Below are 14,083 nucleotides of genomic sequence, written 5' to 3'. Positions count from 1 at the left end.
CTCGTTCCCGCCGCCCCCGTGGCCCTGAGCGCACCCCGGGCCACGGGAGCCCCTGAGAGCGGGACCGGACCGGGCGGCGTCGTCCGCGGCGGCGTGGACGTCCGAGGTGCCGCACCCGCTTCCCCCGGGGTCTCCGGGGCAGCCGGGGCGCAGGCCGCGGGCGACCCCGTCCAGGACGTGGCCGCGGGCGTCATCGACCCGGCGCCCGACGCCGCCGCGGCACTCGCGTGGTTCGGCGCGGATCCGCACGCCAATCCCACGGCAGCCGCGCTCGCGGAGGGCTTCGAGCACCCTCACCCCGAACCCCCTGTGGCCGTGCTGGGGTTCTCCTCCGCGAACCGCTTCTCGGGGGTGGAGTTCGCGGACTCGGGCGCGTGGATACTGGGGGCACCCGAGGTGCTGCTGGGCGCCGATCGGCACCGGGAGGCCAGGGAGCACGCGCAGCGTCTCGCCGCCGCAGGCATGCGGACCATGGTGCTGTCCCACGCGGAGCACCTGGTCATGGAGGACCCGAGCGGGCCCCGGACCGCACCGCGGGCGGCGCAGCAGCTCCCCGCGGACCAGTCCCCCCAGTTCCTCATCACCTTCCGGGAACAGGTGCGCTCGGACGCCCGGGAGACCCTGGCGTACTTCACGGAGCAGGGGGTGGACCTGAAGGTCTTCTCGGGTGACAACCCCGCAACCGTGGCGGCCGCCGCGCGGATGGCCGGGATGGACGTCTCCCACGGGGCGGTGGACGCGAGCGAGCTGCCGGAGGACGGCGAGGTGCTGCACCGTGCCGCCCTGGAGCACAGCGTGTTCGGACGCGTGTCGCCCCACCAGAAGAAGAACATGGTGACCGGTCTGCAGCGGAGCGGGCGCGTGGTGGCGATGACCGGGGACGGCATCAACGACGCCCTGGCCCTGAAGCACGCGGACCTCGGGATCGCCATGGGCAATGCGGCGCCCGCCACCAAGGCGGTCTCCCGGCTCGTGCTGCTGGACGGCCAGTTCTCCCGGCTGCCCGCGGTGCTCGGCGAGGGCCGGAAGATCATCGCCAACATCGAGCGCGTGACCAACCTGTTCCTCACCAAGACCGGATTCGCGGTGTTCATGGGGGTGGTCCTGGGGCTGCTCGCGTGGACCTTCCCGTTCCTGCCCCGGCAGTACTCCACGGCGGACGCCCTGATGATCGGCTTCCCGTCCTTCATCCTGACCATGCTCCCGAACACCCGCCGCTACGTCCCAGGGTACCTCCGCAGGTCGCTGCACTTCGCCCTGCCGAGCGCGGCCATCGTGACGCTGTGCGTAGTGGCGCTGAACTACTACGAGCGCACCCTGGACCCAGCGGCGAGCACGCAGGCCTTTCAGACGTCCAACTTCCTGGTGCTGGTCCTCGTGGGGCTGTGGGTGCTGTGCGTGGGCGCCCGTCCGCTGAACGTGGTGCGGTTGGCGCTGGTCCTGGGGATGTACGCGGGGCTTCTGCTGGTGCTGGTCATCCCGATCTCGCTCACCTACCACCAGTTCGAGCTGCCCCACGCCTCGCTGCTCTGGGCCGGCCTCGCGATCGCCGCCGTGGGCTCGCTGCTGGTGGAGATCAACTTCCGTGTCCACACCCGCTGGCTGCGCCGGTCCCAGCCGGAGGCCCACGCCGCCGACGAGCGGGCGCGGCGCACCGAGGCGGGCGCCCGGACGCACTGAGCGGACCTCTCGCGCGGGGGAGAGGCCCCGGAACACGCGAAACGCCCCGTCACCGGTGCGGTGACGGGGCGTTTCGTGGTGGAGCCGCCTGCCGGAATCGAACCGGCGACCTATTCATTACGAGTGAATCGCTCTACCGACTGAGCTAAGGCGGCGTGACCGGGATGCGGTGACCCCAGATGCACGCCGAAACATTATCAGATGGCGGCGCGGCACCACCAATTAGCGCCGGGGCGATCCGCGGCTCAGCCGGCCCCGCACGTGGTCCCCTCCTCGGGCAAGGTGCCGTCCAGGAGGTAGTCGTCGACGGCGCCCGTCACGCACGGCTCACCGGAGGTGTAGGCCGTGTGGCCGTAGCCCTCGTGGGTCAGCAGCCGGGCGTCCCCCAGCTGCTCGGTGAGGGACTGCGCCCACGGGTACGGCGTGGCCGGGTCGTGGGTGGTTCCGACCACGAGGGCGGGTGTTGCCACGTCCGCCCGGTAGCCGGGGAGCGGGGTCACCGGCTTGTCGGGCCACCCCTGGCACGCGGCGGCACCGTAGCCCAGGTACGGGCCGAACGTCGGGGCCTGCTGGGTGAGCTCACGGGCGGCCTGCCCCATCTGCTCGTCGGTGACCCGCTCCGGGGAGGCGTCCAGGCAGCTCACGGCGGTGAAGGCCATGGACACGTTGGAGGTGTACTTCCCGGAGGCACCGCGTCCGTGGTTGGAGTCGGAGAAGGCCATGAGCTGGTCCAGGTTCCCGTCGAAGGCCTGGGACAGCGCCGAGTTCAGCTGCGGGTACGCGGTGGTGGAGTACAGGGGCACCAGGATGCCCTCCAGTGCGTTGGTCGCTGTGACGGGGCGGCCGTCGGAGGCCCTGGCGTGCCCCTCGGCGGTGGTGGCGAGCATGTCCTGGATCTGGCGGATTCCGGCGTCCACGTCCTTTCCTCCCACCGCGCAGTCCCGGGTGGTCTGCTGGCAGTCCGCCACGAAGTGCCGGAGGTTGTCCTCGAAGCCCCTGGCCTGGGCCAGGGACGAGGCCCGGTCGTCAAGGGTGGGGTCCACCGCCCCGTCCAGGACCATCCGGCCGGTCCGGGACGGGAAGAGGTGGGCATAGGTCGCGCCGATCTCCGTTCCGTAGGAGAACCCCAGGTAGTGGGTGGTCGGCTGCTGCACCACGGCGCGCAGCACGTCCAGGTCCCGGGCCACGCTCTGGGTGTCCATGTGGGACACCACCGCGGAGGAGTGCTCGTGGCACTTCTGCCCGATCTCCCGGGAGTTCTCGCGGACGTCGTCCAGGGACTCCCTGCGGGGGTCGAAGGCGGGCTCGGCGCGCCACTCGTCCATCTCCCGGTCGGTGAGGCAGCTGATCCCGTCGGAGCGGCCCACCCCTCGGGGGTCGAAGCCCACGAGGTCGTAGTTCCTGCGCGTCTGCTGGGAGGTGAAGTACTCCGCGGAGGCCATCATGTCCACGCCGGACCCACCGGGGCCGCCGGGGTTGAGGAACAGCGCTCCGTGGGAACCGGAACCGGTGGCCTCGAGACGCGCGATCGTCACGGTGGTGTCACCGGCCCCCGGGTCCGAGTAGTCCACGGGAACCGTGATCCCGGCGCACTCGAGGCCACGGGGGAACTCCTGCTCCTCGGAGGTCCGCTCGCACTGACCCCACTGTGGGGACTGGGTGTAGTACCGCTGCAGCGCGGTGTCCGTGCCCGCCGTGACGTCCGGGTCCGCCGTGCCCCTCGCCGCGGGGTCGGAGGGAGCGCCCCCGCTCGAGCAGGCGGTGAGGGACAGTGCCGCGGCGCACAGCAGGACCGCCGCGCGGCGGGGGAGGGAGGAAGTCACGGGGGCCTCTCGGAGGGGTCAGACGATGGACACCATCATGGCCTCGAACGCGAGCTGCGCGCTCACGTTCGTGCGGATCCGGCGCCGCGTCTCACTGATCACGTCGATCTTGTGCAGGGTCTGCTCCGCCGGGGTGTTGGTGGCGTAGCCGCGGATCTGCCCCTCCAGGTGCAGGTTGATCAGCGGCATCCCCGTGCCCAGCTGCACGCTCAGCACGTCCCGGTAGAACGTGGTGAGGTCGATCAGGAAGCGGTCCAGGGTGTCGGTCTGGATGCGGCGGGAGCGTCGCTTCTGGTCCGCTTCCAGTCGGTTGAGGGCACCCCGGATGGCGGGTGGCACGCGTCCCGTCTCGGGTGCGCCCATGGACACGAGAAGCTGCGCGCGCTCGGCGTCGTTGCGCGCCTCGGCGTCCGCGGCGGACTCGTCCACGGCCAGGCGGTGGAGACGGTCCGCGGCACGGACGGCCTGGGTCACGCCCCGCATGGACAGCGGGAGGGAGACGACCTCCTGGCGGCGCGTGCGGGCGTCGTCGTACAGCGCGAGGCGCGTGGCCACCCCCACGTGGCACTGTGCGAGCCGCGCGCACTCCACGGCGCGCTGCTCGCTGACACCGTGGCGGGCCACCAGCAGGCGGGCGACGTCCTCCGGGGACGGCACCTTGAGGGTCACCGCGCGGCAGCGGGAGCGGATGGTCACGAGCACGTCCATGGGGGAGGGCGCGCACAGCAGCCAGATGGTGTGCGGGGGAGGCTCCTCGATGCTCTTCAGCATCACGTTGGAGGTGCGCTCCGTCATGCGGTCGGCGTCCTCCACGATCATCACGCGCCACGAACCGACGGAGGGGCGGTCCTGGGCCCGCACCACGAGCTCGCGGGCCTCCTCGATGCTGATCTGGGGGTTCTCCGTGACGAAGTTGGTGACGTCCGCGTGAGTCCCGGCGAATGCGGTGCGGCACGCGTGGCACTGGCCGCAGCCCGTGCCGTGCTCGCACAGCAGGGCGGCCGCGAGCGCGCGGGCCGCGGTGGAGCGCCCCGAGCCCGGCGGGCCGGTGAAGAGCCAGGCGTGGGTGGGTTCGTTGTCCCGTGCGGCGCGCTGCAGCTGCTCCACCACGCGCGGCTGACCGACCACCTCGTCCCAGACGCTCACCGTGCAGCCTCCGGGGGAGCCGGGACCAGAGCGGACACGCGCTGCAGCACCGCGCGGGTGATGTCCTCGGCAGGTGCCGCGGCGTCCAGCACGAGGTAGCGGGAGGGGGCGAGCTCCGCGAGGTCGCGGAAGGCGGCGTTCACGGCCTCGTGGAAGGCCGCGGCCTCGGACTCCATGCGGTCCGCCGCAACCCCGCGGGAGCGGCGCCGGGACTCGGCGGTGGCGTGGTCCACGTCCAGCAGGACGGTGAGGTCCGGCACGAGCCCCTGCAGCGCCCACTCGTTGAGGCCGCGGACCGCGGCCGTCCCGAGCCCGCGCCCCGCGCCCTGGTACGCCGCGGAGGAGTCCACGAAGCGGTCGCAGAGCACGATCTCGCCCCGTTCGAGGGCGGGGTGGATCAGCCGGGCCACGTGGTCCGCGCGCGCCGAGGCGAAGAGCAGCGCCTCCGTGGCCGGTGAGACGGGGGCGTTGGTGGGGTCCAGGACGAGCGAGCGCACTGCCTCGGCGAGGGGTGTGCCGCCCGGTTCCCGCGTGCAGGTCACCGTGTGCCCCGCATCCTGCAGCGTGTGCGCGAGGGCCGTGACCTGGGTGGACTTCCCGGCGCCGTCACCGCCTTCGAACACGATGAGGGCCCCGCGTGCTGCTTGATTCACGCCTCCCACTGTAGCGATCGCCCCCGACAGCGACACGGCGCGCACGGGGTGGGCAGGGCGCACCGCACGGTGCGTCCGAGCAGGGCGCCCGCAGGCCGCCCGAGCAGATGGTGGGCGCCCGACGCGCCGATAGTGTGGGGGGATGCACAGAGACACCGTGGTGGTGGCCGGCGGCCGCCCCGAGCCCACGCACGACGCCCCCGTGAACCCGCCCGTGGTGCTGACGTCCACCTACCGGGGTGTGGGCACCGTGGCCGAGGGCGACCGCTCCTACGCACGGCTCACGAACCCCACGTGGGAGGCCTTCGAGGACGTCCTCGCGCAGCTCGAGGGAGCACCCTGTCCCGCACTGTCGTACGCGTCGGGGATGGCGGCGATCACCGGGGCGCTGAGCCTCGTGCCCGTGGGCGGGACGCTCGTGGTTCCCCGGCACAGCTACCAGGGGACCCTGCAGCTCGCGCGGCGGTGGCAGGACCGCGGCATCTTCACCGTGCGCACCGTGGACATCGCGGACACCGCGGCCACCCTTGCGGCTCTCGACGGCGCGGACATGCTCTGGATCGAGAGTCCCACCAACCCCGTGCTCGAGGTGGCGGACCTGCCCGCCCTGCTGCGCGGCGCCCGGGAGCGGGCCGTGCTCACCGCGGTGGACAACACGTTCGCCACACCGCTGCTCCAGCAGCCCCTGGCACTCGGGGCGGACCTCGTGGTGCACTCGGCCACCAAGTACCTCGCGGGGCACTCGGACGTGATCATGGGGGCGGTGGTGTGCGCCTCGCAGCCGCTGCGGGACCGGCTGCACTCCCAGCGCTCGCTCGAGGGCGGAATCCCCGGCCCGTTCGAGGCGTGGCTCGCGCTGCGCGGCGTCCGCACCCTCGCCGTGCGCCTCGAACGCTCCATGGCGAGCGCCGCGGAGCTGGCACACCGGCTGCAGCGGCACCCCGCCGTGGCGCGGGTGCGCTACCCGGGGCTGCCGGAGGACCCCGGCCATGAGCGTGCGGCGGCCCAGATGCACGGCGGTTTCGGCGCGGTGCTCGCGGTGGTGCCGCACGTCGACGACGCCGCCGCGGTCGAGGAGCTCGTGTCGCGCCTGCGCGTGTGGACCCCGGCAACGTCCCTCGGCGGGGTGGAGTCGCTCGTGGAACGGCGCAGACGCCACCACGACGAGCCGGGCAGCGTGCCAGAGAACCTGCTGCGGCTGTCCGTGGGCATCGAGAACGTCGAGGACCTGTGGCAGGACCTGCGTGCCGGACTCGACCGGCTCGTCGATCGGTAGACTGGCCCCGTGACTTCCTATCCGTGGGCCCTCGCACTGGCGAACTACCTCGACTACGCCGTCACCCTGGTGGTGGCGGTCCTCGCGCTGATCGCGGTCCTGGACTGCGTCCGCCGCCCGGCGGTGCAGTTCGAACGGGCGTGGAAGCGCACCAAGCCCTTCTGGCTCGCGCTCACGGGCGGCGCCGCGGTGGTCACCGTGTTCAGTGCGGTGTTCTCCACGCTGTCCCTGGTGCGCCTGGGCGTTCCGGGAGCCGGCTCGCTGCTGCTGATGCTGATCGCGGCCACCATCGCGGGCGTGTACCTCGCGGACGTCCGTCCGGCGGTCTCGGGTCAGTCCAAGAACCCCGGGTACTGGTAGGGGGCGCCCCGAGCCCGCTGCGGGGTCTCAGTCGTGGGTGTCCCAACCCTCGTGCGGTGCCACCGCGGACCACGGCACGGTGACCTCACCGAGCCGCCAGCGGTGCGGACCGTGCAGCACCGGCCACCCGGCGGCGCGCAGGCCCCGGCACGTGGCGATCCAGCGCTGCCGCGCCCCGAAGGGCGAGAGCGGGGCGTTCGACAGCCAGATGGCGTCGGCGGCGGCCAGGAAGTCGTGCACGGCCTCGCCGGGCACGTTGCGGTGGATGAGCACCTTGGGCAGTCGAGCCGCCACGTCCGAGGGGCGTTCGTAGGCCCCGGGGCGCATGCTCACGGTGAACGTCTGCGGCCCCTGCGCGGTGCAGCACAGCCACGTGGCCAGGCGGCCGATCTCGTCGCACGTGCCGTCCATGAGCACGCCGTCCGGTGCGAGGCGGGAGCACGCCAGCTGCCACGCCGCGGGAACCTCCTCCACCGGGTACTGCCGCAGGACGTTGAAAGCCCTCACGAACACCGGTGAGCGGGTGCCCGTGGGCAACTCGAAGCCCCCGCGGCGGAAGGACAGTCCGGGACGGGCATGCACCTGGGCGGCGGCCACGCGCTCGGGATCGATCTCGATCCCCAGGACCTCGACGCCGCCGCGCACGGCCTGGACGCGGTCCGCCAGCTCCAGCGTGGTCAGCGGAGCGGCACCGAACCCGAGGTCCACCACGAGGGGGTCGCGGGCTCGTCGCAGCACCGGGGCGAGCACGCCCGTGAGGTAGCGGTCCGCGCGGCGCAACCGGTTCGGGTTGGTGGTTCCCCGGGTGATGGATCCCACAGGACGGGGCTGAGACGGCACACGGTCACTGTACGCGGCGGTGCGCGTCGCCCGTTCCCCCGCGGCCGCGGTGGTGGGACAATGGGGGCATGGCTAACGATTCAGCGAACCACAAGCTCATCCTCCTGCGCCACGGCCAGTCCGAGTGGAACGAGAAGAACCTGTTCACCGGGTGGGTGGACGTTCCCCTCACGGACCAGGGCCGTGCCGAGGCCGCGCGGGGCGGCGAACTGATCGCCGAGAACCAGCTGCTGCCGGACGTGGTGCACACGTCCCTGCTGCGCCGCGCGATGAACACCGCGAACCTCGCGCTGGACGCCGCGGACCGGCTGTGGATCCCCGTGAAGCGGTCCTGGCGCCTAAACGAGCGCCACTACGGTGCGCTGCAGGGGAAGAACAAGGCCGAGATCCGCGAGGAGTACGGCGAGGAGCAGTTCATGACCTGGCGCCGCTCCTACGACACCCCGCCGCCCGCCCTGGACGACTCCTCCGAGTGGTCGCAGGCCGGGGACCCGCGCTACGCGGACGTGGCCGACCTGCCCCGCACCGAGTGCCTCAAGGACGTGCTCGAGCGCTTCCTGCCGTACTGGAACGAGCAGATCGTGCCGGACCTCAAGGCGGGCAGGACCGTCCTGGTGGCGGCGCACGGCAACTCGCTGCGCGCCCTGGTGAAGCACCTGGACGGGATCTCCGACGAGGAGATCGCCGGGCTCAACATCCCCACGGGCATCCCGCTGTTCTACGAGCTGGACCAGAACTTCAAGCCCGTGACCCCGGGCGGCCGCTACCTGGACCCGGACGCAGCCGCCGAGTCCATCAAGGCCGTGGCCAACCAGGGCAAGAAGTAGTCAGCACCCGCCCCGCACGTCGAAACCCCCTGTCGCGCGGCAGGGGGTTTCGTCACACCGGGGGGCGAGGGTCACTCGCCGGCGTCGGTGCCGATGTGGCCGTGCCCCGTGGGACGGGTGTCCGAGGCGGGCGCCCAGTCACCGGTCACGAGGTAGGAGACCTTCCGCGCCACGGACACCCCGTGGTCCCCGATGCGCTCGAGGTAGCGGGAGGCCAGGGTGACGTCCACCGCGGTGGGCACGGAGGAGTCCCAGCTCGGGTCCGCGAGCATCTCGAAGACCCGCTGGTGCTTGAGGTTCAACTCGGACTTCAGTGCGAAGATCTCGTCCGCCTCGCTGATGTCCCGGTCCTCCAGGACGGAGATCATGCGGGAGATCAGCTTGAGGTCGATGTCGAACATCTGCTCGAAGTGACCCCGCATGGACTCGGGGAGCACGGGCTCGGGGAAGCGCAGCCGGGCGAGCTGCGCGAGGTGGCGGGCCAGGTCTCCCATGCGCTCCAGGGAGGCGCTCATCCGCAGGGCCCCCACGATCATCCGCAGGTCCGACGCCACGGGAGCCTGCAGGGCCAGAATGTCGATGGAGCGCTCGTCGAGGTCGTTCTGCAGGAAGTCGATGCGGGCGTCGTTGGAGATGACCTCCTCCGCCACCTGGATGTCGGCGTCGAGGAACGCGGTGCGGGCGCTGCTCAGTGCGTTCTGCACGAGCGTGGCAATCTGGATCAGCTCTTCGCCGACCTGGTGGAGCTCGGCCTGGAAAACCTTACGCACAGGGGCGTCCTTTCGTTCAGGGCAATTCTTGGTCCCGTAGCTTACGCGTCTCACAGGGCTCGGGGGCCACCGGGGGGAGCGGCACGACGAGTTCGCACACGCCCCACCAGATTCACAGCCGGGCGTGAACGAACCGCCATGCCCAGGTGAACGTTGGCTGAACCGGGCCCGGGCGGGGCCACGCCGCGGGGGAACGGCCGAGCGGGGCGTCTAAGCTGGCACCGTGAGCGAGACGACGATTGCCCTGCTGGCCGGGTTCACCGGCTTCCTGCTGGGCATCAGCGGCCTGGTCGCCGTGCGGGTGAGCCAGCGCCGTCGTCATGCGTTCGTGGACGTGCAGGAGCCCACACTCCCGGAGGGAACCGCCGAGATCCTCGCGGCCCTCGGGCTCGCCTACGTGGTGGTGGACGCAGTGGACGGCGTGGTCAGGGCCTCGCCGGCGGCCTACGCGTACGGCCTGGTCCGCGGGCACACGGTGGTGCACCAGGAGCTGCTGGACATGGTCCGCCGCACCCGCCGCAACGGGGTGGTGGAGGAGAAGCGCCTGGAGCTCACCCGGGGACAGCTGCAGCGCGGGTCCATCGTGCTGGACATCCGCGTCGTGACCATCGCGGACGAGTACATCCTGCTGCTCGCGGACGACCAGACCGAGATCGTGCGCGCGCAGTCCATCCGCAACGACTTCGTGGCCAACGTGTCCCACGAGCTCAAGACGCCGGTGGGGGCCATCAGCCTGCTCTCCGAGGCCATCGAGGACGCCGCCGAGGACCAGGACTCCGTGCGGCACTTCGCCGCGAGCCTGCAGCGGGAGTCCCTGCGGCTGAGCGCGCTGGTCCAGGACATCATCGAGCTCTCCCGGCTCCAGGGCACGGACGTGGTGGCCAAGGGCACCACCGTGGACCTGCACCGCGCGGTCGGCGAGGCCGTGGACCGCAGCCGGCTGGCGGCGGAGACGAAGCACATCGAGATCAAGGTGGGCGGACGGATCGGGTCACCGGTGTTCGGGGACCCGGACATGCTGGTCACGGCCGTGCGCAACCTGATCGACAACGCGGTGCGCTACTCCCCGGAGCATACCCGGGTGGGCGTGGGACTGCGGGAGCGCGGTGGCACCGTGCAGATCACCGTCACGGACCAGGGCCCGGGCATCCCCGAGACCGAGCAGGACCGGATCTTCGAGCGCTTCTACCGGGTGGACAGCGCCCGTTCGCGCCAGACCGGGGGGACCGGGCTGGGCCTGAGCATCGTCAAGCACGTGATGGCGCAGCACGGCGGGGAGGTGTCCGTGTGGTCCCAGCCGGGGCGGGGCTCCACGTTCACCCTCGTGCTGCCGGCCATGGAGGACCCGGAAGACCAGCCGGAGCCGCCGCGGTCACGCGGCGCCCAGCGTCACCATCAAGTGGAGGAGCGCGCGTGACCCAGATTCTCATGGTCGAGGACGAGGAGTCCCTGAGCGACCCGTTGGCCTACCTGCTGGGCCGGGAGGGCTTCGACGTCGCCGTGGTGGCGGACGGGATCAGTGCCGTCACGGAGTTCGACCGCTCCGGTGCGGACCTCGTGCTGCTGGACCTCATGCTTCCCGGGCAGTCCGGCACGGAGGTGTGCAAGCAGATCCGGCAGCGCTCCAACGTGCCGATCATCATGCTCACGGCCAAGGACGCGGAGATCGACAAGGTTCTGGGCCTCGAGCTCGGCGCGGACGACTACGTGACCAAGCCGTACTCTTCGCGGGAGCTCGTGGCCCGCATCCGTGCGGTGCTGCGCCGCCGCTCCGAGCCCGAGGAGCTCATCACCGCCACGGTGTCGGCCGGCCCGGTGCGCATGGACGTGGAGCGCCACGTGGTGCACGTGTCCGGCGAGCCGGTGGCCATGCCGCTCAAGGAGTTCGAGCTGCTGGAGATGCTGCTGCGCAACGCGGGGCGTGTGCTCACCCGCGGTCAGCTCATCGACCGGGTGTGGGGCTCGGACTACGTGGGGGACACCAAGACCCTGGACGTGCACGTCAAGCGGCTGCGCTCCAAGGTGGAGCCGGACCCCTCCGCGCCCCAGCACATCGTCACGGTGCGGGGACTGGGCTACAAGTTCGAGCCCTGAGCGGGAAACGGCCCGGTTCGGCACCGCCGCCCGCCGCCGCCCGGCCGGGCGGCGTCGCCCGCCAACGTGGTCGCGGGGCGGCCGCCCGTGCACCGGCGCCGCGCGTAGGGAGGAGCCGCGCCCACGGAGAGGCAGAGCCCATGCAGAAGGGGGACCGCATCCGTGGTGGATGCGGTCCCCCTTCTGCGGGAGGTTCCAGGAATCAGTGGCCGCCCTCGGCGTGCTCGCCGTGGCCCTCGGGAGCCTTCGTGTTCGAGGGGTTGGCGGGCGTGGTGGGTGCCCCGCCCGGGACGAAGGACGCGTAGCGCGGGTAGGTGTGGTCCAGCACGGGGACCGACACGGTGCTGTCCTTGCCACCCGCGGTGAACGTGGTGTCCACCATCAGACCGGGTTCAGCACCGGCGTGCTCGAGGACGACGGGCTTGGACTTCTCCAGCACGACCTCCTTGTTGGCGGGGACCTCGATGGTGGCCTTGGCGCCGTCCGCGTCCATGGTGACGGTCTGGGCGCTGTCGCCGTCGTTGATCACGGTGCCCAGCACGCGGCCCTGGGACTTCGCGTCCTCGGCAACCACGAGCACGTTGCGCAGCTTCACGTCACCGAGGTCCATCTGCACCCCGTCCGCAGGGGCGAAGCTGTCCGTGGTGGCCTGAGGGCTGATGTACGCGCACCCGCTCACGCCGGTCAGGACTGCAAGCGCTGCCGCACCCAGTCCGAGCTGCTGCAACTTCTTGTGGGCGGCGTTCTTCACGGCGCGAACTCCTCGGGCTCTCTGGTGGTGGGACACAAACTGCCACGAGTCTATCCGTTTGGCCACGGATCGTCTGCATCCCCGCGCCTCTCATGGCGCGCGTTCGTGCCTGGCGCGAGGGGCTGGCGGGCGGCGCCGGGAGGGGCCCGGCGGCGTCGTCGAGGGCGCTGCGGGCACACTTCCCGAGCCGGGGAGCAAGGAATCGGGCATCATACACCGTGGTAGACTTGGCGGGCTGAAAGGGGTTTGTGCATGGTTTTCGAGGTTGGCGAAACGGTCGTTTATCCGCACCACGGTGCCGCGACCATCGAGGAGATCAAGACTCGCACCATCAAGGGCGAGGAGAAGATGTATCTCCGGCTCAAGGTCACCCAGGGGGACCTCATGATCGAGGTCCCGGCGGAGAACGTGGACCTCGTGGGTGTGCGGGACGTTGTGGACGAGGACGGCCTCAAGCAGGTCATCGCCGTGCTGCAGGCCCAGGACGCCGAGGAGGCGTCCAACTGGTCCCGCCGCTACAAGGCCAACCTCGAGAAGCTGGCGTCCGGGGATGTCCTCAAGGTCGCCGAGGTCGTGCGCGACCTGTGGCGCCGTGATCGCGGCAAGGGACTATCCGCCGGCGAGAAGCGCATGCTGACCAAGGCCCGTCAGATCCTCACGTCCGAACTGGCCCTGGCCAAGAAGATCGACGAGGAAGAGGCGGAGAAGCGCCTCGACGACATCCTCTCCGCCGACTGACCACCGTCGCGCGCCGAGCCCAGTGCTCACCATGACTCGTCACGAGACCGCGAGCCCGTCCACGGTGGACGGGCTCGCGGTCGTGGTCGTGGCCGCCGGTTCCGGCACCCGGCTGGGGTACGGCATGCCCAAGGCCCTGGTTCCCGTGGCTGGGCGGACCCTCCTGGAGTGGGCGCTCGGCACGGTCCGTGAGGCCCTGCCCGCGGCGAGCGTGGTGGTCACCGTTCCCGCGGGGGACACCGAGCTCAGCGCCGTGGCCCGCGGGATGGGCGCCGCAGCCGTCACCGGGGGAGCCACACGTGCCCAGTCGGTGGCCCGCGCCCTCGCCGCACTGCCGGGGCGCACCACGCACGTTCTGGTGCACGACGCCGCTCGCTGCCTCACCCCGCCCGCCGTCTTCGAGCGCGTGGTCACCGCGCTGTCCGCCGGCTCCCGCGCCGTGGTGCCCGTGACCGAGGTGACGGACACCGTGCGGGGAGTGGACTCCGAGGGCCGCAGCGCGGGAACCGTGGACCGTTCCGCACTGCGGGCCGTGCAGACTCCCCAGGGCTTCGAACGGGAGCTGCTGGAGCGGGTCAATGCGGCGGCGGGTCTGCTGAGCGGCCCTGCCCCCTCGAACCCTGCGAAGGAGGGTGTCCAGGGCCCGGGTCCCGCGGGACCAGCCGGTCCCGGGGTTCCGCGTGGGCACGCGGCGCACAGGGCCGTGGCTCAGGATCGGGACCCGGAGGGCATCACGGACGACGCCAGCCTCGTGGAGCGCTATGCCCCGGAGCACCCGGTGGACCTCGTGGCCGGGCACGCGGAGTCGTTCAAGATCACCCGCCCCGTGGACCTGCTGCTGGCCCGCGCGGTGGTCGAGTCCCGCGCCTGAGAGCACCTGTGAGTACCTGGGTGCCTGGGTGCCGGGGTGCCTGGACGTGAGGACGCTCGAATGACATGGGTGCCTGCACGCCTGGTGGGGGACTGCACGCCCGACGCCCGCCCCTGAGATCGCGTCCGCCACAATGGGTCCATGACCGAGGACACCCAGCGCCACCAGGACCAGGCCCACCGGAACGACCCCCGCGCGGAGTTTCCCGCATCCCCCGGCGCCCAGGCACCCAGGTACTCACAGGTGCTCTCAGG

The 14,083-nt window shown here is 71.6% G+C and carries 14 protein-coding genes and 1 tRNA gene; 8 read left to right on the top strand and 7 right to left on the bottom strand.

The window, feature by feature from the left end:
- On the top strand, positions 1 to 1,680 hold a 1,680-nt coding region (locus CWC38_RS08110; RefSeq protein WP_240625165.1), incomplete at its 5' end, for an HAD-IC family P-type ATPase.
- 79 nt (positions 1,681 to 1,759) lie between these two features.
- On the opposite strand, the gene CWC38_RS08105 is transcribed toward CWC38_RS08110, so the two are convergent.
- From CWC38_RS08105 to tmk, 4 genes are all read right to left on the bottom strand, one after another.
- Positions 1,760 to 1,835 (bottom strand) — tRNA-Thr (locus tag CWC38_RS08105).
- 90 nt (positions 1,836 to 1,925) lie between these two features.
- Positions 1,926 to 3,503, bottom strand: coding sequence for an alpha/beta hydrolase (locus CWC38_RS08100; RefSeq protein ID WP_121846277.1), 1,578 nt, complete (start codon positions 3,501 to 3,503; stop codon positions 1,926 to 1,928).
- 18 nt (positions 3,504 to 3,521) lie between these two features.
- Entirely contained in the window at positions 3,522 to 4,649 is a 1,128-nt protein-coding gene (locus CWC38_RS08095; RefSeq protein WP_121846276.1) for a DNA polymerase III subunit delta', read from the bottom strand.
- A complete protein-coding gene (gene tmk / locus CWC38_RS08090; protein WP_121846275.1) occupies positions 4,646 to 5,302 on the bottom strand; it encodes a dTMP kinase in 657 nt (218 codons plus the stop codon). The genes CWC38_RS08095 and tmk overlap by 4 nt, the downstream gene beginning before the upstream one ends.
- A 142-nt stretch (positions 5,303 to 5,444) precedes the next feature.
- Between tmk and CWC38_RS08085 the strand changes: the two genes are divergently transcribed.
- Both CWC38_RS08085 and CWC38_RS08080 read left to right on the top strand, forming a co-directional pair.
- Positions 5,445 to 6,578, top strand: coding sequence for a trans-sulfuration enzyme family protein (locus CWC38_RS08085; RefSeq protein ID WP_121846274.1), 1,134 nt, complete (start codon positions 5,445 to 5,447; stop codon positions 6,576 to 6,578).
- Positions 6,579 to 6,587: 9 nt separating this feature from the next.
- A complete protein-coding gene (locus CWC38_RS08080) occupies positions 6,588 to 6,938 on the top strand; it encodes a DUF2516 family protein (protein ID WP_121846273.1) in 351 nt (116 codons plus the stop codon).
- A 27-nt stretch (positions 6,939 to 6,965) separates the two neighbouring features.
- Here the strand turns inward: CWC38_RS08080 and CWC38_RS08075 are convergent, their stop codons facing one another.
- The gene (locus tag CWC38_RS08075) at positions 6,966 to 7,757 is read right to left on the bottom strand and encodes a class I SAM-dependent methyltransferase (RefSeq protein WP_240625164.1); all 792 of its coding nucleotides are present in this window, start codon (positions 7,755 to 7,757) and stop codon (positions 6,966 to 6,968) included.
- An 89-nt stretch (positions 7,758 to 7,846) separates the two neighbouring features.
- Between CWC38_RS08075 and CWC38_RS08070 the strand changes: the two genes are divergently transcribed.
- Positions 7,847 to 8,605, top strand: coding sequence for a phosphoglyceromutase (locus CWC38_RS08070; RefSeq protein ID WP_121846271.1), 759 nt, complete (start codon positions 7,847 to 7,849; stop codon positions 8,603 to 8,605).
- A 71-nt stretch (positions 8,606 to 8,676) separates the two neighbouring features.
- On the opposite strand, the gene phoU is transcribed toward CWC38_RS08070, so the two are convergent.
- Positions 8,677 to 9,375, bottom strand: a complete 699-nt coding sequence (gene phoU / locus CWC38_RS08065; RefSeq protein ID WP_121846270.1) for a phosphate signaling complex protein PhoU — start codon at positions 9,373 to 9,375, stop codon at positions 8,677 to 8,679.
- Positions 9,376 to 9,598: 223 nt separating this feature from the next.
- Here phoU and CWC38_RS08060 point away from each other — a divergent pair, with 223 nt between their 5' ends.
- Positions 9,599 to 10,792 (top strand): sensor histidine kinase, encoded by a 1,194-nt coding sequence (locus CWC38_RS08060; protein WP_121846269.1) that lies wholly within the window; start codon positions 9,599 to 9,601, stop codon positions 10,790 to 10,792.
- Entirely contained in the window at positions 10,789 to 11,469 is a 681-nt protein-coding gene (locus CWC38_RS08055; protein WP_121846268.1) for a winged helix-turn-helix domain-containing protein, read from the top strand. The genes CWC38_RS08060 and CWC38_RS08055 overlap by 4 nt, the downstream gene beginning before the upstream one ends.
- Before the next feature lie 202 nt (positions 11,470 to 11,671).
- On the opposite strand, the gene CWC38_RS08050 is transcribed toward CWC38_RS08055, so the two are convergent.
- On the bottom strand, positions 11,672 to 12,220 hold the full coding sequence (locus CWC38_RS08050) for a hypothetical protein (RefSeq protein WP_121846267.1): 549 nt from the start codon (positions 12,218 to 12,220) through the stop codon (positions 11,672 to 11,674).
- 252 nt (positions 12,221 to 12,472) lie between these two features.
- On the opposite strand from CWC38_RS08050, the gene CWC38_RS08045 reads away from it, so the two are divergent.
- Both CWC38_RS08045 and CWC38_RS08040 read left to right on the top strand, forming a co-directional pair.
- A complete protein-coding gene (locus tag CWC38_RS08045; protein WP_121846266.1) occupies positions 12,473 to 12,958 on the top strand; it encodes a CarD family transcriptional regulator in 486 nt (161 codons plus the stop codon).
- Positions 12,959 to 12,989: 31 nt separating this feature from the next.
- On the top strand, positions 12,990 to 13,829 hold the full coding sequence (locus CWC38_RS08040) for an IspD/TarI family cytidylyltransferase (protein ID WP_240625163.1): 840 nt from the start codon (positions 12,990 to 12,992) through the stop codon (positions 13,827 to 13,829).
- Positions 13,830 to 14,083: the final 254 nt, after the last annotated feature.

Origin of the sequence: Kocuria tytonicola, assembly GCF_003687455.1 — a bacterium.
Classification (GTDB): domain Bacteria; phylum Actinomycetota; class Actinomycetes; order Actinomycetales; family Micrococcaceae; genus Kocuria; species Kocuria tytonicola.
Note: the sequence above shows the minus strand (reverse complement) of the source record. Positions and strands in the feature narration are given on the sequence as shown.